Raw genomic sequence first — 21772 nt, 5'->3', positions numbered from 1 at the left:
CCGCCGATAAAAAAACCAGGCAAACAATGCAGTATTTGACTCCGAGAGCCTGGATATAAAGCTAGACTTTCCCAAATTACAACATCACTGACAGCAATCCCATGAAAGGTATGTTTCCCCGTTTTAGTATTACCAAAAAAATCGGTTATGGCTATTCCATTGCGATTGGAATTGCCATCGTCGGGACGCTATTGGGGTTGGAAATCGGCGACTACTATCACAGAAAAGCCCACCATCAGCTACAAGTAGCTCAGAAGCGGCAATATCTGCTGATTAATCTAGAAAATGCGGTGCTAGAAATGCGATCGCATCCCGCCGACCTGTTTACCGTTTTGAGCAATTCCATCTGGTTTGACTACGAAAGCGCTAAATTTTACGCTCAGGTTAATCGCATTCATACCCTGCTAGAAAGCCTCACTAATTTTCCTAAAAATACTGGAGAACCAGGTAGGGGAAATAGTGCGGCAATGACCGAGTTATTAGAGGCTTACGAATCCGCTACCAATGCCTACATCAAACAGGTCGAATTGATGTGGGATAAAGTCAATCCCCGTCAATTATCAGCAGCAGAAATTACCGCCGCCGAGGAACAGTTACTCGCTTTAAGAAAAAGCGATCGCGTGGGGGATCTGCGGGTGACATTCGAGCGACTTTCAGAACGATTAAGCAAGCGCGTTGCTGCAGCCGAAAATGAGGAAAAAATCGCTACAGCGAAGCTGCAAAAAGCCAACGATTTGCGAATGGAAATTATTCTGGGGAGTATGGGACTTTCTGCGGCGATCGCCGTCTTAGTCGGACTCTATACCAGTCGCGCGATCGCCCGCCCCATTCGCTGGGTGAGCGAAATCGCCCAACAAGTCACTCAGCAAGGCAATTTTAAACTCGTCGCCCCGGTATTAACCGATGATGAAGTCGGTGCATTAGCCACCTCTCTCAATCAAATGATTCGCTGGATGGGACAATACACCCACCAACTGGAATTGTCGCGGGAAAATTTAGAGCAGCGGGTGGAAGAACGCACCCGAGAACTGCGCGACGCCCTCCAAGAACTCCAACAGACTCAAACGCAACTGATCCAAAGCGAAAAAATGTCTTCCTTGGGGCAAATGGTGGCGGGAATTGCCCATGAAATTAACAATCCGGCGAATTTCATTTATGGCAATATCGCCCCCGCCGAAGCTTATATCGCCGATTTGCTCAATTTGCTCGAACTCTATCAGCAAGAATACCCCAACCCTTCTCCAGAAATTCAACAGGAAATTGAAATCATCGAGCTAGAGTTCCTGCGAGAAGATTTACCGAAGCTGCTGGAATCGATGAAAATTGGCAGCGATCGCATCCGCCAAATTGTCCTCTCGTTGCGAAATTTTTCCCGTCTGGATGAAAGTGCGGTCAAAAAGGTAGATATTCGCGAAGGCATCGAGAGTACCTTGTTAATTCTCCAGTCTAAACTGAAAAAAGATATAGAAGTTATCAAAAACTACCAATCCATTCCTGCGATTGAATGCTATCCGGCGCAACTGAATCAAGTTTTTATGAATATTATCGGCAATGCGATCGATGCCTTAAGCCCACCAACAAACTCGGCCAAACAAATAACTGTTGCCACAGAAATTTTAGACAATTCTCGCATTCAAGTCACCATTGCAGACAATGGGCCGGGCATTCCCCAAGAAATTCAAGACAAGCTTTTCGACCCCTTTTTTACCACCAAGCCGGTGGGGAAGGGAACCGGGTTGGGACTGTCAATTGCTTATCAAATTGTGGAGAAACACCAAGGCACCATTCAGGTAATTTCTGAGCTGGCACAGGGAACGAAATTTGCGATCGCCCTGCCCATAGAGATTCCCAAACGCCGCCGTGAATCCGACGCCGCCTAATCCGAAATCGGGTATCAATTGTCTGGGTGGGTTGACGATTCATTCTCTGATAAACCCCTCCGGCTTGTTTAAAAAATTATAGATTTTTATTAAATAATTTTACTCAATCGTGCGGAACATTTATCCCGGGATGCATTTCCCCTGTTGGCAATGGGAGAACCCTTACCCAACGATGTTTTAATTGCCAGCAATCAAATGCCCTCGGATTTGATTCCCATCCTGGGCGATCGCCTCCTGGAAAATCAGCAGCAACTTCTCAATGCCTTAAGCGTTGCTTCTCGCAATAAAAAATACCGCTTATTGCGATTCCGCGACCGAACTATCCCTCGATGATTGCCGTTAATCCCCACAGCAATGGGGAGAAATTGTATTGAAGCACTTCTGGTCGCCCCAGCAAATGAAAAATACCAAGGCTCTCAGCTCGTTCCGGCAAATGACGAAGATTACAACATGATTCGGGATGTTTATAAAGCAATTGGGCAGGGGGATTTTCTCCAGTAAAAGATAAGAAGGAGAGAGGCGCTTGCATGTCGCCTTTCTCCGGTTCTTAAACTATCGTTAACCGAAGTTTAAACCCCAATTAAAGACGGCGGAAAAGAGTGATGATATCTGAAGGCTAAGGCGAACTCATGGAAGAATTAAAAAAACCTTATAAAACCCGGAAAGCGAGAATTTTCTGTATATGCTTTTACTAAGTGACTGATTCAATAAGCGATCGGCCAAAGCAGGAAGTTTATTCCGGGAAGATCCGGCTCCAATCATGGTGTTTCCAGACTATAGCGCGTATCCTCGCCAAACAAAAAAGCAAACCGACGAAGGGACAAAGGGTTTGCCATCAGCGCATCGGGAACACAACTCCCCTAGCCTCCCATTATGCGCTACCGAGCGGAAAAATAACCCGCAACGTTTTATGTTACCCCCTCAGTTAATCGACTTCAACAAACCGAGTTTTAAGTGGATGAGACGGTTGATGCCGAGTTTAAGTATTGCTAAAAAAATCGGCTTTGGCTATTCGGTGGCAATTGGCATCGGCGTTCTCGGAACTGCGGTGGGATTGGCGATTGGAGACTTTTATCAAAAACAAGCGGGAAAAGAACTCGCCATCGCTTACGAACAGCAATATCTGTTGAGTGAGTTGGAAAATAGCGTGCTGAAAATGCGATCGCATCCCCAACGACTGGTCACTGTATTTGGCGATTCGATTTGGTTTGAATACGAAACGGCTAAATTTAGCGCCGATGTGACTCGCATTCACGAATTGCTCGGTCAACTCTCCGATTTTCAAGAACGTAAATCCACCAATCTGGCGGTGGATACTCTGGGGTTCGAGTCTTTCTTGCAGGAATACAAAACCGCCACCGATGCCTATGCCAATCTGATCCAATCCATTTGGAAGGACATCGACCCGCCCAGACTAACTCAAGAAGAAATCCCCGCCGCCCAACAACAGTTATTAACCGCAAACAGTAGCGATCGCGCCAATCAGCTTACGGTGAAGTTCGAGCAACTGTCGGAACAGTTAAGCCGCTTAATTTCAGCCGCAAAAACTCAACAATTGCAAGCCAATTTCAAGCTCGATCGCGCTGAATCTCTGCGGTTACAAATTATTATTGCCAGTATGGTGCTTTCGGCGGCGATCGCAGTTTTAGTGGGACTCTATACCAGTCGCGCGATCGCCCGCCCCATCCGCTGGGTGAGCGAAGTCGCCCAACAAGTCACTCAACGCGCGAATTTTAACCTCGTCGCCCCGGTATTAACCGATGATGAAGTCGGCGCATTAGCCACTTCTCTCAATCAAATGATTCGCTGGATGGGAGAATACACTCACCAACTCGAATTGTCGCGGGACAACTTAGAAAAGCGGGTGGAAGAACGCACCCGAGAACTGCGCGACGCCCTGGAAGAACTCAAGCAAACCCAAGCGCAACTCATCCAAAGTGAAAAAATGTCTTCTTTGGGTCAAATGGTTGCCGGACTTGCCCATGAAATTAACAATCCCGTCAATTTTATTTATGGCAATATCGAACATACTCGCGGCTATATGGAAGATTTGCTCGAGTTGGTTAATCTCTACGAACAAGAATACCCTCACCCTACCGCGCCAATTCAAGCGGAAATTGACGACATCGAACTGGATTTCCTGCGCGAAGATTTACCGAAAATTCTCGCTTCTATGAAACTGGGCACGGACCGGATTCGGCAAATTATTCTGTCTTTGAGAAATTTCTCCCGCCTGGATGAAAGCTATATCAAGCCGGTGGATATCCATGAAGGACTCGAAAGCACGTTGCTGATTTTAAATAACCGCCTGAAAAAAGACATTGAAGTGGTTAAATCCTATAAAAATTTACCCTTGGTTCACTGCTATCCCGCACAGCTCAACCAAGTGTTTATGAATCTCCTCAGCAATGCGATCGATGCCCTGCAAGAACAACCAGATATTCCCGATCGCAAAATTATCATCTCTACAGAATCTCTCGATTCCAATCGCATTCGGATTCGCATCTGCGATACCGGTCCGGGAATCCCCAGAGAAATTCAAGGACAACTTTTCGACCCCTTTTTCACCACTAAACCCGTGGGCAAAGGCACGGGTTTGGGACTGGCAATTTGTTACCAAATTATCGCCAAACACCAGGGCAAAATTGAGGTCAATTCCCAACCGGGTCAGGGAACAGAATTCGCGATCGTTTTGCCCATCCAACCTCCCCAAACTGTTAAAATTCGCAAAGTCGCTTAGTCCCGGAAATTACATTGTTTTCAATTTGGGGGGCGATCGCATCCCCAAATCGTTGCAAATTAACAATAATTGTTTTGTAATGCCTGCCGGATTAACCTTGATTCCCCCCGCATATCGATGGGCAATTTTCCCTAAAGAAATTTAATGCACTTGTCGGCTATTATCATGTAAAATCGGAAAAGGCATTGATTTTTTATAAAAATTTAATAAAGTAGAGAAATGCCGACTACAGTAGGGTAGCAACTCAATGGTTCGTCAAAGACAAGTGCGGTTGCCAATTTGAAATTATCCGGGTTGTGAAGCCCAGCGATCGCCCTTCCCAAAGTCTGTCCAGACTGTGGGTCACAGCGATCGGGATGCCATCTACGTCCTTCAGACCCCCAGAGGCAATGGGAAGCCATCCCCAAAACAACAGTAATTTTAGCGAGGAATAGAAGCACCAACCATGCAGCTTCAACAGTCTTATAAAACCCTAGAGAGAATAAAAAACCTCTCCATTGCGGATCCACCCGTGAGCGATCGAGACGAGAATGCGGGAAATAATCTGCTCGAGAAATTAAAAAGCCGGATTCGTCGCTGGAGTATCAAACAAAAAATTGGGTATGGTTACGCCCTAGCGATTGGAATTGCCGTATTTGGAACCGGATCCGGGTTATTCGTGGGGGATTACTATCAGCGGGAGGCAAAAAAACAGCTCAACCAAGCGCATCAACAACAATGGTTGCTGATCGACTTACAGCATGAAGTGCTCGCCGCGCGATCGCATCAGCAGCGGTTAGTGCCTGGAATTGACAATTCGCAGTGGTTAGAAGCCGAAACCAGCGAATTTTTGGAGAAAATGCAGCAGGTGAGAACCCTTTTATTTAACCTGCAACATTTTGTGGATAATCACTCCCACGAATTTCTCGCGATCGACGCCAACGAAGTTCTAGATTTAGTCCACTCCTATGACGCCACGTCCCTTTCCTATGCCAACCTGGTCAATTTCCGACTCGAACAAGTTTATACTGGGAACTTACCTCCCAAAGAAATCCAGCAGACGCAGAAACGAATGCTGATTTCGATGAATCAGGATCTCAAATTAAAATTAAAGACCCTAGAGGAAAAATTAAATCAAAGCATTGAGAAAGCCAAAACCCAAGAAGCATTCGCGAAGAACACCTTTAACAAAGCGGAATCCTGGCGGCGTCACATTACCCTAGTTAGTATGCTGCTTTCGGTAGCGATCGCGGCAATTTTGGCTTATTATACCAGTCGGGCGATCGCCCGTCCCATCGAATGGGTAACGCAAGTAGCCCAGCGCGTCACCGAACAATCCAACTACAAACTGCAAGCCCCGGTTTTAACCGAAGACGAAGCCGGTTTGCTCGCCACTTCTCTCAATCAATTGATTACCCGGGTCGAAGAACAACTGCAAGAAATCAAACACACCCAAGCCCAACTGATTCAAACCGAAAAAATGTCCAGCTTAGGGCAACTTGTGGCTGGAATTGCCCATGAAATTAACAATCCCGTCAGCTTCATCCGGGGCAACATCGAACACAGCAACCACTATATTCAAGACCTGCTTGAATTAATCGAACTCTACGAACGAGAATATCCCCAGCCCACCCCCGTGATTCAAGACCTAATCGATGACATCGATTTAGAATTTTTGCGTTCGGATTTGCCCCGTTTGCTCTCTTCCATGACCAGCGGTTCCGATCGCATTCGTCAGATCGTGTTATCCTTGCGAAACTTTTCTCGTCTCGACGAAGCGGAGAAAAAACGAGCGAACCTGCATGAAGGACTAGATAACACCCTATTGCTGCTCAATCACCGATTGAATGGCAATATCGAAGTCATCAAACAATACGGCAACTTGCCCAAAATCGAGTGCTATCCCGCCCAGATCAACCAAGTATTTATGCATCTGATTGGCAATGCGATCGACGCTTTCGAGGAAGCGGGGGAACAACGCGATCGCCAGCCCAGTTTACCCGTACATCATGGCAATTTCACCCCACATCATGCCACCGCCACTTGTGCGTCCCCTTCCCCCACCGGCGATCGGATCGTCATCGCCACCCAAACCCTAGGCGACAACCAAGTGCAGATAAAAATCCGCGATAATGGTCCGGGAATTTCTCCCGACATTTTAAGCAAGGTATTCGACCCCTTCTTCACCACAAAACCCCCCGGAAAAGGGACCGGTCTGGGATTAGCCATTTGCTATCAAATCATCGAAAAACATGGCGGCACTATCCAGGTCAATTCCACCCAACGTCAGGGAACAGAATTTACAATTTTTCTGCCTATTCACACCCCAGCTTAGTCCCGTCAGGGTTTTACATGCATTATAATTTTCCCTTTTCCATGACCCAAAATATCGCCAACATGAACCAATTTTTAGAGGAATTTAAAGCCTTACGCGCCTCTAAAAAATCGGCAAAATACAACCAGATGGCGGATTTTTTATCTGCCTTTGCCGAATGCGATCGCGCCTTGCGCCAGAGTAAAGCCGCCAAAGTCAACATTTTTGAAAAGCTCGACATTACCCAAAACAAGTCGGTGCAAACCCGGTTTTTATCCTGCATCTTTGATGCGGATTCCAACCCGCAAGCGCCGCTATTTTTAGAGCAAGTGGCGCACCACTGTGGGGTAAAGATGCCGCGCCAGGTATTCAAGCAATCCTATCGCGTGCAAACCAATCTTGCCGACCCTAAGTTGCAACTGGACTTAGCCATTTATCGGCCTGGTGGCTTTTTAATTGGGATAGACAATACCCTGTTAGACCGAGAAGGAATTTATCAAGTGGACCGAGAATTTCAAGAACTGCAACGGTTGGGATTAGGGCAACGGATTCCCCCAAAACGACAGGTGGGAATATTCCTCACCCCCGACGGGCGATCGCCTATCAGTGGCGACCCCACCCCCTGGCATTCCCTTTCCTATCGCCAACTTGCCGATGCCTTCGCCACCCTTTTGCCAAACATCGCCGAGAGCAAACTGCACCATTATTTGGTAGACTGGATAGAATCTGTTGCCCACTTGTAGAACATCCATGAACCCTTTATCTGAGGAAAGTCTGCTGCTGGCGAAAAATTGGGAAACCTATCAATCCCTGCAGCAAACCGAACATCAACTGCGAACCGAAATTGCCGCATTTCTCGCTGCTCTCGAGGCAGATTTAACCAAACAAAAATGGTGGAAAAATGACTGGAGTTTCGTTGCCTACGACCCCACAGAAATTTATATTTCCAATCAAAATTGGGTGTCGCAATATGAAGAATATGTGGTGTCAATTGGCGTGGAGGGATTTACCGCAGAACGAATCTTCGGCATGGAAAGTGCCCCCCAACTTTATGTCAGGTCATCGGACTATCAGTTAGGCGAAATCCTCACGGAAAAACTGCAAGAAGCCAGCCAGAAACTACCCGGGGAATTGGATTATAGTGCCAGTCGGTATTTGGTGGTGCAACCCCTGAGCAAAGTGTTGCCAGAAGAGGTAGAAAAATTCGACAAACTGCTGCGATCGCCCATCGTAAAATTTTTCAGCGATTCGGCCAATATTTTGTGGAAATTTAACGACCTCATCGAAAACGCTGTCAGTTAATTTAACCCGCAAGAGGTGAAGGATGACGATTTATTTTTACACCACCCAGGGCGAATATGGCTGTTTTTCTAACTTTTCCCCACATGGGTTCGAGTTAGATGGGGTGTGGTGGCCCACCAGCGAACATTACTTTCAAGCGCAGAAATTTGCCGGGACCCCCCACGCCGACGCCATTCGCCAGGTGAAACGGGCAAAAGATGCGGCAAGAATGGGGCGCGATCGCAATCGTCCCCTGCGGTCCGACTGGGAACAAGTCAAAGACGACATCATGCGGCGCGCGGTGTTGCAAAAATTCCAAACCCACGCCGATATCCGGGCAATATTATTGGCAACCGAGGATGAAGAAATCGTCGAAAATTCCCCCCACGATTTTTATTGGGGATGCGGGAAAGATGGCACCGGCACAAACCAACTGGGAAAAATTTTAATGGAGGTACGCGACAGATTGCGCCAGTGCTCGGAATAAGCAAATTCTGGCAGAGTTTCTGACTTTCGGAAGAGGCAAGCGAAGCGGAAAATTGAGACAATAAAAGCGCGAAACTGTGGTCTAATGAAAAAACGCTTTAACCCTGACGACAGTTTGTAGGGTGGGCAGTTCTAGAACAAATGCGCGATCGGCACCGCTCTCGAGTGGTTCTGCCCACCCTACCCTCTGCAATTATTTTTGCATGAGTAGATATAATGGAAAAACGCTTTAACCCTGATGAAAGAAAAAGAGTTGTTGGCTCAACTAGAGCCATTACATCAATTTGAATACTTTTGCGATCGCCTGCTCGAATCGGAAGGATTTACAAAAGTTGCCCTGTCAAAACGCGCTCAAGACCTGACGGTGGATTTTTTAATCCATCCTCCCGGAAAGTCCGAATTGTGGGTGGTGCAATCTAAATTAGCCAGAGTGTATCGCATCAGCCAAGTTTATCAAGCAGTTCACAATTTAGTTGCCTCCAAGAAACTCTTGCAAGCCAATTGTGGATTGTTGATAATTCCGTTTGAACTGACCCCCCGCTTATCGGCATTTATCCAGCGCTACCCCTCAATTGTGGTGTGGGATGTCAATCAATTGAACGAATTGATTGAAAAACATCGAGATATCGCTGCCGAATTCGTTTCGTTGCGGCGAAAACTGGATTTATTCAACCAACAACGCTAACAGATTGAAGACCTCGACACCCGGGCGGCCCAGTTACGCGATCGCCTTGCCCAACTGCCCAGCGATCGGCAACATTGGCGCGACTATGAAGAACTCTGCCTCGATATTTTCAATCGCGTTTTCATCCCGCCCTTTCGTCCCCCCATCTGGCAACCGATTGCCGATAATAACTTAGCCAGTTACAAAGCCAGCTATGCCATTGCGCGGGTCGATCCGATTTGGTACACCATTCAAAATCAATTTAGAACCCGCTATATTATCACCGATTTAAAAACCTCGACAGAGAACCGGGAGAAGAGGAAATCCACGATTTAGCCAACTATTTAGACTTTAAAGCCATGCGGTCGGTTGGGATTTTATGTACTCGCAAACCCCCCAGCGAGGCTGCAATTGCAGCCCGAAAAAAAGTGTGGCTGTCAGAGGAAAAGATGATAATATTGCTTGATGATGAAGATTTAGAAGAAATCCTCTGTTTGAAAGCGGCAGATGACAATCCCGCCCAGGTTATTGAGAGTCAAATCGACGAATTTTTTATGAACCTGTCTGAGGCGATCGGTTGAGAAGCGCCAGTTGGCAGAGGGTAGGGGGAATAAGGGGTGGGGAATCGGGGGGAGATTTTGCACCCTATCCGCCGCAAGGGTGCCAGTGCTGATAGGATCGAAGCAAAGGTAAGTTAACTTGTGAAGCCTACGATCATGTCTCTCGGTAATCTGCGCGACCTCTATCAGCAAGTCATTCTCGAACGATACAAATCTCCCAAACATCGCGGTGTCACGGATCCGGTGCATCGGCGACAGCGGGGGCATAACCCTTCTTGTGGCGACACCATCGAACTGACGGTACAGTTAAACGAGGCGGGCGATCGCATCGCAGATGTGAAATTTCAAGGAGAAGGCTGTGCCATCTCGATGGCGTCAGTGGATCTCATGGCAGAAGCGATGCGGGGAAAAAGCCTGGAAGAAGCCCTAGAAATGGTGCAGCGCTTCCAAAACATGATGAAAGGGGAAGCGGAGTTTCCCAAAGCGCAACGCAAGCTCAACGTGATGCAAGGGGTCGCCCAGTTTCCGGTTCGCATCAAATGTGCTAACCTCTGCTGGCATACCCTAAAAGCCGCCATTGAAGCCAGCGCGAATAGCGACGCGAACGGCTTTGTCAGTAACGAAAACGAGTAAAATCGGTGGGAGTCATTTTCTGGACTTTCCCGGCGAGATGGCTTTATCTCTGATTGGTTACAGATTGCTATCACGGAATCCTTATGCTAACTACCGCAGACTTTTTTAATTTGTTCAAGTGGTCTGGTATTGCCACGATCGCCTTTTTACTTCTTGCCGGATTGGGATTTCTCTTCAAGTGGGGCATCCGGTTCCGACTCGTGGGGATTACCGGGTTTATGGCGGTACTGACCGGTGGATTATTTGCCCTGAGTCTGGTGCCTTTAACCCGGACCGAGATTCCCGGTGCGATTCGCTACGCCCGCGTCTATGACAACGGTTCGACGCAAACCGTAATTGCCGTACCCCCCACCGTCACCGAAAGCGAACTCGAAGCCACCTTGCGCCAAGCTGCCGGCGATTTATTTTCCCCCGGGCGGTTTAGTCGCGGAGAGGACAAACTGACCATTCGCGCCCGGACGATCGTGCATCCGGAACCCGGTTTGTCCAAACCCCTGTATGTGGGACAAGTGCGGCGATCGCTTGCCGTGCGCGACGACGAGGACATGGAACTGGAAATCTACTCGGAAAAATTACCCAAGCTGCCCAACAAAGAAGCCCAACCTTCGCAAAGCGAAGCGTAACGCGAAAAAATTAAGAATTGAGAATGGCGGGCGTTTTGGCCCATAGGTTCTCAATTCTTAATTTTTTTTCAGGTAGGCGGAGAAAATATGGAGATTCCATGATATGATTTAGGGTTAAACCTTTAAAAATCCAAAAAATGTATAAAATATTACCAAAAAACTGCGATCGGTGGCGAGAGGAAAGCTATATTAATTTTTAAGAGCCAACCCAAACAAATTCCTATCGTTGCGTATGCCCCATAAAAATTCGGCTTCCGTAAACAACACCACCACAGACACCACCGAAGGAGTTTCCAGCATCACCGCCTTAAGCGTGGCACCGGGACAAGTGATTCGCGGGGCCAACGCAGTGGAAAAAGCGGGGGCGGCGATCGCGCGGTTGGGTCTTCGCCCCTTACTCGTCGGTGGAGATCGCAGCCTTACCCTAGCCGATCGCGCATTGCAACCCGTGGTAGAACGCCATCAATTAACCGCAGCGATCGCCTCCTACAGTCCCGACTGTAGCGAAGCCAGCTTAGCGCGCCTCTGCGATGCCGTTGCCGCCCATGAAGCCGACGTCATCATCGGTACGGGGGGCGGAAAATCCCTAGATGCGGCCAAACTCCTGGCCCATCGATGCTCCTTACCGGCGATCGCCATTCCCACCTCCGCCGCCACCTGTGCCGCTTGGACCGCCCTATCCAACATCTACTCAGACCAAGGGGCCTTTCTCTACGATGTGGGATTAGCCAAATGTCCCGACTTACTCATCCTCGACTATGAATTAATCAAAACCGCCCCCCAGCGCACCTTAGTCGCCGGCATCGGAGACGCCTTGGCCAAATGGTACGAAGCCTCAGTCAGCAGCGGTCATTCCGAACAGAGCTTAATCATTGCGGCGGTGCAACAAGCGCGAGTGCTGCGCGACATCCTGTTCCAAAAATCCCTGCCCGCCCTGCGCGAACCCGGTGGTCCCCTGTGGCAAGAAGTCGTAGACGCCACCGTATTGCTCGCCGGCGTCATTGGCGGATTAGGGGGTGCCCAATGCCGAACCGTCGCCGCCCATGCCGTACACAACGGCTTAACCCACTTACTCGCCGCCCACCACACCTTGCACGGTGAAAAAGTCGCCTATGGCATCCTCGTGCAACTGCGCCTAGAAGAAATGCTGCAAGGGAACCAACTGGCAACCGCCGCAAGGCAGCAGCTTTTAAAGTTTTATGGCGAGATTGGCTTACCGCAAAGCTTAGGGGATTTGGGATTGGGGAATATTACCCTAAGCGAATTGCAACATGCGGCTGAAATTGCCTGCGCCTCGGGGTCAGACATTCATCGCCTGCCCTTTTCGGTAGATCCGCAACAGCTTATGGCAGCGATGGTGTCTACCACCGCATCGGTGGATGCGCCCCGTTCGAGTGTGGCGCAGGGGTAAGTAGGGCGGGAGTGGGTTTATCCACAGTGCCCATGCGATTAATGCCATAACGGACAGTGCCAGTATGGTATCGGCGTCAAAAAGCCCCCGAGAGATGCGATCGCGAAAGATTTGGGGGTAGCAGAAAAATCTTTCGGGGCTTTTTGGCGATTTAATGTGTTTTTGTAGTTTTTCAAATAGGAGAGCGCCCTCAACGGCGCTGAATGCGGCCATGACTTTAGATAGGATTGCCCTTGCCGATCGCTTGCAAGGTTTACCCACGTATGTATTTGCGCGCCTCGACGAACTGAAAGCCGATGCCAGGGCGCGGGGCATCGATTTAATTGATTTGGGCATGGGGAACCCAGACGGTCCGACCCCAGCCACGGTTGTGGAGGCCGCGATCGCCGCCTTGGCAGACCCCACCCACCACGGTTATCCCCCCTTTCAAGGCACCCCTAGGTTCCGACAGGCGATCGTCAACTGGTACAAACGTCGCTACAATGTCACCCTGGATGTCGAGCGCGAAGTTCTGCCCGTCCTCGGGTCCAAAGAAGGCTTAACCCACCTCGCCCTCGCCTACGTCAATCCCGGAGACTTAATTTTAGTCCCCAGTCCCGGCTATCCCGCTCATTTTCGCGGACCGTTACTCGCCGGGGGCACCGTTCGCGAATTAATTCTCAAACCAGACAACGACTGGCTCATCGATTTGGCTGCCATTCCCGATAGCGTAGCCGAACAAGCCAAAATTCTCTATTTCAACTATCCCAACAACCCCACCACCGCCACTGCCCCGCGCGAATTCTACGAAGAAATCGTCGCCTTTGCCCGTCGCTACGATATCTTGCTGGTTCACGATCTGTGCTATGCGGAATTAGCCTATGATGGCTATCAACCCACCAGTTTGCTGGAAATTCCCGGGGGTAAAGAAATCGGGGTAGAATTCCATACCCTGTCGAAGACTTACAATATGGCAGGCTGGCGAGTTGGTTTTGTGGTCGGTAACGATCGCGTCGTGCAAGGGTTACGCAGCCTGAAAAATAATATGGACTATGGCATGTTTGGCGTGGTGCAAACGGCGGCGGCGGCGGCGTTAGACTTGCCCGATGTTTACATCCACGAAGCCCAAGCCCGTTACCGCACCCGCCGGGATTTCTTGGTGCGCGGTTTGACCGAGTTGGGATGGAGTGTCAAAAACCCGCAAGCCACCTTCTATGTCTGGGCGAAAATTCCGTTCGATACCACTTCGGAGGAATTTATCGAAATGGTTATGGATAAAACCGGTGTGGTGTTGACCCCGGGGAATGCTTTCGGATCCGGTGGCGAGGGTTACGTGCGGGTGAGTTTGATTGCCGAACCCGATCGCCTCGCTGTGGCGCTCGATCGCTTCAAACAAGCCGGCATCTGTGGCGAAACTGCCGCCCTGGCGATGGGTAGCTAATCCACCCCTCTGTCCGGTCTTCATCATGCTGAAAAGGGTCTAGTCGGCGGCGACTAGACCCTTCGGTCTTGGAATTTGAATTGTTGAACGTTCAGGTCAGCTTTTGTAGATTAAATCTAACTAAGGTTTACATTACGCCGCAGTCAACCGTATGCGAGGTTTGCATCTTCTCAATCCATACCGGACTTCTAGTTTTGGCTCGTAGCTCAGCGGTTTGGGAAACTGGCATTTAACCTTTATTCGCGGCTCAATTAAATGCACGAATGAATGCTTCCTTTTCCGCTTGCCGTGCCACATTTGCGATCGGATGCAGGCCAGCAAGGCCCTGCGGGGGACTAGAGTGGGGGACACTGAACTCTAATCCAAGTTGCTCTGTTGTGTCCTGATTTATAAGGTAGCACCAATTTCTATGGATGCCCACTGTTTTTTACTAAACTTTACAGAAGTTTACCCATTGCAATATTCCGGCAAAATCGGTAACGAATTGAGTGGAAAGCGCTGTTTTTTTCCAGTAACAATTACTTAGGTAAATTGGCGGATTCAAGGGAGAAAAATCGAGGGTTTTGCGGGAGAGTTTACCGCAGCAAAACGCGCCAAGTGGCAGGTCCGACAATGCCATCCGGGGGCAGATTGTAGGTTCTTTGCAAGGATTTGACTGCCGCTTCGGTGCGCGAACCAAAAAAGCCGGTGGACTCTCCTTGAAAAAAGCCGAGGGTTCGCAACAGGTTTTGGAGTTGAACCACCGCATCGGTGTTCATTGAGCGCCGCAGAATCGGTAAGCGAGAGGAGAAGGGAGAGCGGTAGGTCTCGGCGGTGGTGGTAGGAAGCAGGGCATTCCAGGTGTTGGATCCCACGATACCGTCTGGGTTGATGCCGGCATCTTCTTGAAAAGCAAAGACCGCGATCGCGGTACTTTGGCGATAGACCCCATCCACCGGACCGGCGTAATAGCCCATCAGCTTGAGGACCGCTTGCACTTGCGCCACATTATCGCCTTGAGTGCCAATTTGTAGGGTAGGTCGGTTGAGCGGTAGTTGGGCGATGGGTTGCGATCGCGCCGGTGGGGCGATCGGCAACAGCAACACCGCCGAAACCATCACAATGGCCTGAAGAATTTTGAAATACATGGGTTTTGTTTTTCCTCCCTCAGCCCTTGGTGGATTTTCATACCACAAATTTATTAATTTGTCAAGGCTCGATTGCGGCGGCGGGTCGCGATCGCCACTTCCTCGGGACACAACCCAATCCCGGGTGCTTCTACACCTGAGAGATAAACGCTTCCGGTCCGACCAGAGAGACAAAAGGTTCCGTCTTAAAATAGCGGCAAGCCACCTCTTGAGCGATGGGTGCGGAAATGGCCGAAATTTCTTCATTAAAACGGGTATCGAATTCGATCCCGAGGCCCAAGATTTCGTACCAGCCAAACACCTGAGCGATTTGGGCATTGGTTTGTTTGCCGAGGGCATATTGACCGAGGAGTTTATTTTTTGCCGCTTGTAACTCTTCTGGACTCAGGGGGGTAGTGCAAAGACGCTCGAGTTCGCTACGCAGGCAGTTGAAAGCGATCGAGGTATTTTCCGGGGCGGTCCCCATATAAACCACAAACGGACCGGGATCCAAGCGAGTGGGATAGAATGCCGACACATCGTAAGCCAAGCCGCGAATTTCGCGCAGTTCCACAAACAAGCGGCTGGAGAGACCATTGCCCAGATAAGTATTGAGTAACTTGAGTGCGGCGTAATCACTCGGGTCGGGATTTTGCGGGTCTTTCCCGCGCACCGAGTTGGTCAGATGACCCACCATAATAATCGATTGTTGGGTATCTTGAGGGACAAGCATCTGGCGAGGATGGGAGGTTAAGGGGGGAAATTGCGGGTCATGCACCGCAGTGGTGGGAGCTTCCCACGGACCGAATACCTCTTGAATCAACTGAGTTGCGGCGAAAGGCGCGATCCGACCGGCGAGACTGACCACGATGCGATCGGGGCGAAAAAAGGAACGATGAAAGGCTTCGAGATCGGCGCGAGTTAAGGTAGCCACCGTTTCTTCCCGGCCCAGGATAGAACAAGCGTAGGGGTGATCCGGGTACATCGCTTGCCGCATTTGGTCGTAGGCGATCGTAAACGGCTGTTCGAGCCCAGAGCGAATTCCTTGCAGGGTGAGGCGCTGTTCCAGTTCCACCTCGGCATCTGGGAAGCTTGGGTAGCGCAACAGATCGTGGCACAGTTGCAGCATGGGAGCGAAATCTGCCGAGACGGTTTTGAGACTGAGTAAGTAGTAATCCGGGGTAGCATCGGTACTGAGACTTGCGCCCACGGATTCTACCTGTTCTGCGATTTCCAAAGAAGAGAGGCGATCGGTGCCTTTCGTCATCACCGCCGAAACTAGATGAGAGAGTCCCGCCTTTTCGCGAGGTTCGCAACGGCTTCCGGCTTTAATGAAGATGCGAGCCGAAATGATATCCGCCGCTGGGTTTTCTACGGCAATGACGGTCATGCCATTGTCCAAAACTTGACGATGGATTTTTTTTTGTAGCGATTGCGTCACGTTCTGATTCACGCTGAGTAACTGTCCTTAGAGTGATGTCGGTCTGCCGAAAAGCGATCGCTGCCCCTAAAGGGTGGCAGAATCTAGAGGTGGGAGCGGTTTCGGGACGGATCCGGAGGGGGAATGGGGGGTTATAACGGTTTGAGGTGGGTCACGGCGTAGTAATTGGGAGAAAGATAGTGGTTGGCCACCTGCTGGAGTTGTTCGGCATCATAGGATTGAATGCATGCGGGGTAAGCCACGGCATTGGGTGCTTCGGCGATGGTGTGATAGTAGCCATAGAGACCTGCCAGTTGACTGGGCGTCTCGCTGGAGAAGGCATAATCGTTGCACAGAACCCGCTTAGCGCGGTTTAATTCTACGTCACAAATGGGTTCGTTTTGCAGTTCGTAAATGCGATCGCGAATCAGGGATTCCACCTGTTCGCTATTTTCTGGGTCTAACCAGGCACTAATCGTAAATAAACTGGAATCTCGCTGCACGGAGAAATCGCTACCGATTCCGTGAACCAGACCCCGCATTTCTCGCAATTCCTGGACTAGGCGCGAACTGCGTCCTTCTGCCAGCAACACGGCGAGCAAGTCCAATCCATAGGCTTCGTACAACTGCTCGGATCCCGGGCCGATCCAAGCCATTATCAAACGCCCCACTTCCAGGCGGGGCAAATACAGTTCTCGACGCCGAATTTCGGTCATCGGCGGTTCGGCTTCGAGTTCCAGTTGCGGACAAGGGGTACGCGGTGGAAAGCGATCGAAGGATTGCTCGATTAGGGCGATCGCCCGGGATTGGGAAACATTGCCCACGATCGCCACGGTCATGTTTTCCGGTTGGTAGTGGCAGCTATGGAACTGTCGCATATCTGACGGCGTTAGCGCCATTAACTGGTTGGCCGATCCAAATACCGGGCGACCATAGGGATGTCGCTGATAAATTTTCTCCATCAGCGCCTGAAATGCCAGCCAATCCGGATTGTCGTTCGATTGCCGGATTTCTTCGAGGACTACTTCTCGTTCTCGGATAAATTCTTCGTCCGGGATAGCGGGATGCAAGAGCAGATCGGCTAAAATCGGCAAGCCATTTTCTAAATATTGCGCCGCTAGGGTGATGAAGAAGTGGGCGTAGTCGTGGCTGGTGGCGGCATTGGTCATCCCCCCACGATTCTCGATTTCTCGGTCAAATGCGCCTGGTGGGAGGGTTTCGGTGCCTTTAAAAATCATGTGTTCGAGAAAATGAGCCATTCCCGACCAAGGGTCAGGCTCTCGGATGGCACCGGCTTTTACCCATACATCGACCACCGCCACCGGTGTGGCTTCGATCTGTTGGTGAATCACCGTTAACCCGTTGTCCAGCCTGACGATGTTGGCTGGAAACCCTGATTTTGTCAGCAGTGGAGACAAACGCTTTAATCTCAAACCCCAATTCCATACCGTTTTAGCTATCCTAACCTTTTCTGGCTCAATTTGCTGACAGAATCGATACAAACTGCGGCGAGTTTTCAGAAAAACCTGTCTGGGGTTACAGCGGGGTTTCCCATCCTCCGAGAGCGATAGGGGAGGCGGTGGCGATCGCTATTTTTTCAGGTTTCCACCCCCCCCCTGGTTTGTTTGTGGGGTTTTAAACTTCACTGGGTGAGTGCTTATTGCTACAGAATTTCCCGGCAGATGTTTCCCCTCTCTGGTGACAATTGTTAAACCGTCTCTTCTGCGAATTATTCTTCTCTATCTTCGGATATCTTTAACATACAGCGCCTCTCTTCAGGCTGGTTTTTGGGTTGTGGGTGTTTTGGGTATTATTTTTTACCATTTTTGAGACTTTAGTTTTGATTGGTTTCGAGTATTTTCCGGATTTTTATCCTATCCTGGCGAAATATTGGCTGAGTGCTAAAGCCATAATTATATTTTAAAGTTACAGGTAGATTTTAAAGTGTAGAGTCCCTAGCGACGCTGCATCAAAATCAGCCAAAAAGCCACCCTCGGTAGAGGGCTATCGCGGCTAGCGGCAATTCCCCCAAGGGAGCGGAAAGCCTTGGAGGGGAGTAAAATGCGGATATTTAGACGCTCCGGTAACGGATTGAAGGGTCAGCGATCGCGGATGAATCGAGAGAAAAAGATTGAGGCGATCGCGAAGGTATTTTTTTCTAGAATATTTTGCCCTTATAGAGAGGTGCATTGCCACGTAAAATTTGCTTTTTTTTGAAAAAAGACGGAAGTATTACTCATTTGTTCCCGGATGTAGTGAAAGTAACTAGAGAGATTGATTTTGGGATAAATCTCAAATTTACCGGATGAGGCAAAGAGAAGGAAGTAAAGGTAATTGAACAGTTAATCAAGGACAATTACCGATGAAAAGCATCTACAAAAACTTGATGTTATCCAGCCTAGTGGTGTTAGGAATGGCAACTCAGTTTTCCGGGATTGAAGTTGCATCAAAGCTAGGAGAATTAAAGGGTGCCGACCAACCTATCGCCTCTGGAATGGAAGGAAACGATGGAATTGCGCCCCATCGTGGCAGTGGACGGTAAGCCGATGGAAGACAAGCAGCATTCCTGGATATTAGAGAAGGGGGCAAGCGTGTCGAGAGATTGGCAGACGAACAACACCAAGCCACAGAGGCGTTGCCGAATTGCACGATCGCCCGCGCAGGTGAAACATGCGAATCCTGGAGGGGATAGAAACCCGATGGCGGGGAGTTGCGAGGGTAAATCTCAGTCAGAAATGGGAATGAGCGTAGGCAAAAATCCCTTACAGAGGAAGAGTTTTCCCTCCCCCTGCTCGACGTGGCGAGCGTTCCGAGACAACAACCCAGGTTCTTGTGGTGTGAGGCCACGCATCTAGGGCGCGCTAACTTAAATTATTCAAATCAAACCCAATATGATTTGGGGCGACGCAGAGGCGATCGCCCTATTTTCCATTGGCGGCGGGTTCTGTAGCGACAAACCGTGGGGGGAAGACAATCCGCAACGCCACATCAGCCCAAACAAAAGCCCAAACAAAGCAGGGTCAAGTGCCGCCGATTCGAGGCCAGAAGTCTAGGGAAGCCAGGGTGGGGGGGGGGGAGGATTAGAGGGCATCGGGGCAGGATTCTGGCGCAGTTCGGTAAAATCAAGAAAAGTAACGTAAAAAGGCGCTGTAGATGATTCCTACTGTAATCGAACAATCTGGTCGTGGCGAACGCGCGTTTGACATTTACTCTCGCTTGCTGCGCGATCGCATAGTTTTTCTCGGGCAGCCGGTGGATTCAGACTTAGCGAATTTAATTGTGGCTCAATTGCTGTTTTTAGAAGCCGAAGACCCGGAGAAAGATATCTATCTGTATATCAACTCTCCCGGTGGCTCAGTCACCGCCGGGATGGGAATTTTCGACACCATGAACCACGTCCGTCCGGATGTCTGCACGATTTGTCTTGGCTTAGCGGCCAGCATGGGGGCATTTTTGTTAAGTGCAGGCGCTAAAGGCAAGCGCATGAGCTTGCCCCATTCGCGGATTATGATTCACCAACCCCTTGGTGGTGCCCAAGGACAAGCCACAGATATCGAAATCCAAGCCAAGGAAATCTTGTACCACAAGAAACGGTTAAACAGCCTGTTAGCCGAGCATACCGGTCAGCCACTCGAACGGATCGAAGAAGACACCGAACGGGATTTCTTTATGTCTGCGGAAGAATCGCGCGAGTATGGTCTAATCGATCTGACCATTAACCGACGTCCTTCTGCGAGTCGCCCGGTGGCAGTGGGGTAAGTTAACGATCTAGTACGGAGTTGAGAGTTTTGATGGACTCTCAACTCTGTGGGTTACAGGTCTGAGGATGGACTCGGCTGAGATTTGAGGAATTCGAGGAATTCGAGCAACTCTTCTTCGCTGAGCATCGAGCGCGAGGGCTTGCCGTATTGTTCTTTGAGAAAGTTACGGCCCTGGTCGTTAGACCAGCCCAAGCGCCGGATTTCCACTGTAGTCTGGGCAATAATGTCCGACAAATTCACAGACTCTTGGGGGGGATGTTCCGCCGGGGTCTGCCTAGGGGGGGGTGATGTGGGGGCAGCAGCACGGTTCTCCGGTGCCCCTGGGGGAGGAGGTTGGGAGGATGGCTCGAATTCCGGATAAGGTGAATCCTCGGGGGTGGGTGAGCGATCGGGAAAATCGGGGGTTGGCCGATCGCCTTGGGAGGCGGTCGGTTCTGCCTCCATACTGGCTCCGCCGCCGGCAGAATAAAGCCAATCATCGTTGGTGGTCGAAGAGTCTTCCAGGGGTGGGGGGGGTTGAGTGGGGGCTGGGGAATGGATCCCGGGAGGGGAAAACCCGGTGGGGGATCCGATGGGAGGAGACGGCGGTCTAGAGCGAGTTTTTCCTTGACCTAAATGAACGGTAGAGAACGCGGGGGCGCTGGTAGTGGGAGTCTCCCGGGGTGGCTCTGAGATGTGGCGCACGGCAGATTGGGGTTGGGCAATGCCTAAAACGGCCAATGCGCGTTCGCGAGAGCGGTCTTCGGCTTGTTCGAGGGTGCGTTCGGCAGCCATGCCCGTGGCGAGGGTGACTCGTTCCACCTGAATCACCGTCCGCACCACATATTGGCCTTCATAAATTGTGAGCAATTCAGAAATTAAGCTGCCTGTGGGGTAACGAGAACGAAATTCACTCAACATTATTTCACGTTAAAGTTTCTCTAAATGACATTTTAAAACTAAAATAGAGAAAGATAAATTATCTCGGCCCGATAGCGCCGCAGATAAAGCACCCCACCTCCAACCGCTCAGCTTAAGCTTCTCACCGCTCGAGTTGTAGAACTCCCTAGCTGTAGCACAGTCAGGTACAGTGGAACCGCGAATAGCGGGTTTGAAGCGCTCCCGCGACTCGAGAAAATGCGTCCAACCGCGCTAGCTATTGGCGATCGCGAGGGCAGGTTTCGAGGGGAACGAGAAGGCACTGTGGCCTCTTGATGGTTAGTGACAGAGCCAACAGCGGCCAGTGTTGGGTTGCCCCGCTTGAACAAGTCCCGTCGCACTCTCCATCCGTAGCGATCGCACGGTGGAGTCAAGAGGGGGTGATTTTTCGTGCCCTAACCTGCAGCAATGCTGAACGGAGTTCAGCGCCGGAGTTGGTAGAGGAAAAATCTCCAAACTCTGGTAAACTTGTATCAGCTAAATGGGTACGGTAAAGGGCGGACACAGATTCCGAGCCAACCGGAGACACGACCCATTTGGCAAGGCTGGATGCCCTGTAAATCCTGGTATCGCCCA

22 protein-coding genes are annotated in these 21772 nt (G+C 50.1%); 17 read left to right on the top strand and 5 right to left on the bottom strand.

Annotated features, from left to right (window positions below; all coding sequences use genetic code 11):
- The first annotated feature begins 101 nt into the window (after positions 1 to 101).
- The 3 genes from AC0QH1_RS05225 to AC0QH1_RS05215 all read left to right on the top strand — a co-directional run bounded on the left by AC0QH1_RS05225 (position 102) and on the right by AC0QH1_RS05215 (position 2381).
- Positions 102 to 1880, top strand: a complete 1779-nt coding sequence (locus AC0QH1_RS05225; protein ID WP_324629854.1) for a sensor histidine kinase — start codon at positions 102 to 104, stop codon at positions 1878 to 1880.
- 150 nt (positions 1881 to 2030) lie between these two features.
- Positions 2031 to 2213, top strand: a complete 183-nt coding sequence (locus AC0QH1_RS05220; protein ID WP_324629853.1) for a hypothetical protein — start codon at positions 2031 to 2033, stop codon at positions 2211 to 2213.
- Positions 2214 to 2234: 21 nt separating this feature from the next.
- Positions 2235 to 2381 (top strand): hypothetical protein, encoded by a 147-nt coding sequence (locus AC0QH1_RS05215; RefSeq protein WP_324629851.1) that lies wholly within the window; start codon positions 2235 to 2237, stop codon positions 2379 to 2381.
- A gap of 273 nt (positions 2382 to 2654) precedes the next feature.
- Here AC0QH1_RS05215 and AC0QH1_RS05210 read toward each other — a convergent pair whose 3' ends face one another.
- Positions 2655 to 2792: a zinc finger domain-containing protein gene (locus AC0QH1_RS05210; protein ID WP_442957282.1), complete on the bottom strand. Its 138-nt coding sequence runs from the start codon at positions 2790 to 2792 to the stop codon at positions 2655 to 2657.
- On the opposite strand from AC0QH1_RS05210, the gene AC0QH1_RS05205 reads away from it, so the two are divergent.
- From AC0QH1_RS05205 to AC0QH1_RS05155, 11 genes are all read left to right on the top strand, one after another.
- Positions 2791 to 4620 (top strand): sensor histidine kinase, encoded by a 1830-nt coding sequence (locus AC0QH1_RS05205; RefSeq protein ID WP_324629850.1) that lies wholly within the window; start codon positions 2791 to 2793, stop codon positions 4618 to 4620. The genes AC0QH1_RS05210 and AC0QH1_RS05205 overlap by 2 nt on opposite strands.
- Positions 4621 to 5065: 445 nt before the next feature.
- Positions 5066 to 6934, top strand: coding sequence for a sensor histidine kinase (locus AC0QH1_RS05200; protein ID WP_324629849.1), 1869 nt, complete (start codon positions 5066 to 5068; stop codon positions 6932 to 6934).
- Positions 6935 to 6975: 41 nt separating this feature from the next.
- Positions 6976 to 7656 carry a hypothetical protein gene (locus AC0QH1_RS05195; RefSeq protein WP_324629848.1) on the top strand — a complete coding sequence of 227 codons (681 nt, stop codon included), beginning with the start codon at positions 6976 to 6978 and terminating at the stop codon, positions 7654 to 7656.
- A gap of 7 nt (positions 7657 to 7663) precedes the next feature.
- A complete protein-coding gene (locus tag AC0QH1_RS05190) occupies positions 7664 to 8215 on the top strand; it encodes a hypothetical protein (protein ID WP_324629847.1) in 552 nt (183 codons plus the stop codon).
- Between the two features lie 22 nt (positions 8216 to 8237).
- Entirely contained in the window at positions 8238 to 8681 is a 444-nt protein-coding gene (locus AC0QH1_RS05185) for an NADAR family protein (protein WP_324629846.1), read from the top strand.
- A 237-nt stretch (positions 8682 to 8918) separates the two neighbouring features.
- Complete coding sequence (locus tag AC0QH1_RS05180) at positions 8919 to 9365, top strand: restriction endonuclease (RefSeq protein WP_324629845.1); 447 nt, start codon at positions 8919 to 8921, stop codon at positions 9363 to 9365.
- 428 nt (positions 9366 to 9793) lie between these two features.
- Positions 9794 to 9925, top strand: a complete 132-nt coding sequence (locus AC0QH1_RS05175; RefSeq protein WP_324629844.1) for a hypothetical protein — start codon at positions 9794 to 9796, stop codon at positions 9923 to 9925.
- A 120-nt stretch (positions 9926 to 10045) separates the two neighbouring features.
- A complete protein-coding gene (gene sufU, locus AC0QH1_RS05170; protein WP_324629843.1) occupies positions 10046 to 10537 on the top strand; it encodes a Fe-S cluster assembly sulfur transfer protein SufU in 492 nt (163 codons plus the stop codon).
- 83 nt (positions 10538 to 10620) lie between these two features.
- Entirely contained in the window at positions 10621 to 11160 is a 540-nt protein-coding gene (locus tag AC0QH1_RS05165; RefSeq protein WP_324629842.1) for a Ycf51 family protein, read from the top strand.
- A 232-nt stretch (positions 11161 to 11392) separates the two neighbouring features.
- On the top strand, positions 11393 to 12571 hold the full coding sequence (locus AC0QH1_RS05160; RefSeq protein ID WP_324629841.1) for an iron-containing alcohol dehydrogenase family protein: 1179 nt from the start codon (positions 11393 to 11395) through the stop codon (positions 12569 to 12571).
- Positions 12572 to 12782: 211 nt separating this feature from the next.
- Positions 12783 to 13991 (top strand): aspartate aminotransferase, encoded by a 1209-nt coding sequence (locus AC0QH1_RS05155; protein WP_324629839.1) that lies wholly within the window; start codon positions 12783 to 12785, stop codon positions 13989 to 13991.
- A 575-nt stretch (positions 13992 to 14566) separates the two neighbouring features.
- Here AC0QH1_RS05155 and AC0QH1_RS05150 read toward each other — a convergent pair.
- The 3 genes from AC0QH1_RS05150 to AC0QH1_RS05140 all read right to left on the bottom strand — a co-directional run bounded on the left by AC0QH1_RS05150 (position 14567) and on the right by AC0QH1_RS05140 (position 17935).
- On the bottom strand, positions 14567 to 15118 hold the full coding sequence (locus AC0QH1_RS05150; protein WP_324629838.1) for a peptidoglycan-binding domain-containing protein: 552 nt from the start codon (positions 15116 to 15118) through the stop codon (positions 14567 to 14569).
- Between the two features lie 130 nt (positions 15119 to 15248).
- Positions 15249 to 16550, bottom strand: a complete 1302-nt coding sequence (locus AC0QH1_RS05145; protein WP_442957281.1) for a M16 family metallopeptidase — start codon at positions 16548 to 16550, stop codon at positions 15249 to 15251.
- A gap of 119 nt (positions 16551 to 16669) precedes the next feature.
- On the bottom strand, positions 16670 to 17935 hold the full coding sequence (locus AC0QH1_RS05140; RefSeq protein WP_324629869.1) for a M16 family metallopeptidase: 1266 nt from the start codon (positions 17933 to 17935) through the stop codon (positions 16670 to 16672).
- A 944-nt stretch (positions 17936 to 18879) separates the two neighbouring features.
- Here AC0QH1_RS05140 and AC0QH1_RS05135 point away from each other — a divergent pair.
- The 3 genes from AC0QH1_RS05135 (at position 18880) to clpP (ending at position 20276) form a co-directional block, all read left to right on the top strand.
- Entirely contained in the window at positions 18880 to 19059 is a 180-nt protein-coding gene (locus AC0QH1_RS05135; protein WP_324629837.1) for a hypothetical protein, read from the top strand.
- 349 nt (positions 19060 to 19408) lie between these two features.
- Positions 19409 to 19570, top strand: a complete 162-nt coding sequence (locus AC0QH1_RS05130) for a hypothetical protein (protein WP_324629836.1) — start codon at positions 19409 to 19411, stop codon at positions 19568 to 19570.
- 100 nt (positions 19571 to 19670) lie between these two features.
- Positions 19671 to 20276, top strand: coding sequence for an ATP-dependent Clp endopeptidase proteolytic subunit ClpP (gene clpP, locus AC0QH1_RS05125; protein ID WP_324629835.1), 606 nt, complete (start codon positions 19671 to 19673; stop codon positions 20274 to 20276).
- Between the two features lie 53 nt (positions 20277 to 20329).
- On the opposite strand, the gene AC0QH1_RS05120 is transcribed toward clpP, so the two are convergent.
- Positions 20330 to 21178: a hypothetical protein gene (locus AC0QH1_RS05120; RefSeq protein ID WP_324629834.1), complete on the bottom strand. Its 849-nt coding sequence runs from the start codon at positions 21176 to 21178 to the stop codon at positions 20330 to 20332.
- Positions 21179 to 21772 lie beyond the last annotated feature (594 nt).

The sequence above is a fragment of the Phormidium sp. CCY1219 genome (assembly GCF_055795085.1).
Note: the sequence above shows the minus strand (reverse complement) of the source record. Positions and strands in the feature narration are given on the sequence as shown.

Coding starts and splice junctions, on each gene's coding strand:
- clpP (WP_324629835.1), top strand. CDS start 19,671: ATGATTCCTACTGTAATCGAACAATCTGGTCGTGGCGAACGCGCGTTT.
- AC0QH1_RS05205 (WP_324629850.1), top strand. CDS start 2,791: ATGTTACCCCCTCAGTTAATCGACTTCAACAAACCGAGTTTTAAGTGG.
- AC0QH1_RS05150 (WP_324629838.1), bottom strand. CDS start 15,118: ATGTATTTCAAAATTCTTCAGGCCATTGTGATGGTTTCGGCGGTGTTG.
- AC0QH1_RS05200 (WP_324629849.1), top strand. CDS start 5,066: ATGCAGCTTCAACAGTCTTATAAAACCCTAGAGAGAATAAAAAACCTC.
- AC0QH1_RS05130 (WP_324629836.1), top strand. CDS start 19,409: ATGATTTGGGGCGACGCAGAGGCGATCGCCCTATTTTCCATTGGCGGC.
- AC0QH1_RS05135 (WP_324629837.1), top strand. CDS start 18,880: ATGAAAAGCATCTACAAAAACTTGATGTTATCCAGCCTAGTGGTGTTA.
- AC0QH1_RS05120 (WP_324629834.1), bottom strand. CDS start 21,178: ATGTTGAGTGAATTTCGTTCTCGTTACCCCACAGGCAGCTTAATTTCT.
- AC0QH1_RS05160 (WP_324629841.1), top strand. CDS start 11,393: ATGCCCCATAAAAATTCGGCTTCCGTAAACAACACCACCACAGACACC.
- AC0QH1_RS05185 (WP_324629846.1), top strand. CDS start 8,238: ATGACGATTTATTTTTACACCACCCAGGGCGAATATGGCTGTTTTTCT.
- AC0QH1_RS05180 (WP_324629845.1), top strand. CDS start 8,919: ATGAAAGAAAAAGAGTTGTTGGCTCAACTAGAGCCATTACATCAATTT.
- AC0QH1_RS05220 (WP_324629853.1), top strand. CDS start 2,031: ATGGGAGAACCCTTACCCAACGATGTTTTAATTGCCAGCAATCAAATG.
- AC0QH1_RS05155 (WP_324629839.1), top strand. CDS start 12,783: ATGACTTTAGATAGGATTGCCCTTGCCGATCGCTTGCAAGGTTTACCC.
- AC0QH1_RS05195 (WP_324629848.1), top strand. CDS start 6,976: ATGACCCAAAATATCGCCAACATGAACCAATTTTTAGAGGAATTTAAA.
- AC0QH1_RS05175 (WP_324629844.1), top strand. CDS start 9,794: ATGATAATATTGCTTGATGATGAAGATTTAGAAGAAATCCTCTGTTTG.
- AC0QH1_RS05190 (WP_324629847.1), top strand. CDS start 7,664: ATGAACCCTTTATCTGAGGAAAGTCTGCTGCTGGCGAAAAATTGGGAA.
- AC0QH1_RS05225 (WP_324629854.1), top strand. CDS start 102: ATGAAAGGTATGTTTCCCCGTTTTAGTATTACCAAAAAAATCGGTTAT.
- AC0QH1_RS05215 (WP_324629851.1), top strand. CDS start 2,235: ATGGGGAGAAATTGTATTGAAGCACTTCTGGTCGCCCCAGCAAATGAA.
- AC0QH1_RS05165 (WP_324629842.1), top strand. CDS start 10,621: ATGCTAACTACCGCAGACTTTTTTAATTTGTTCAAGTGGTCTGGTATT.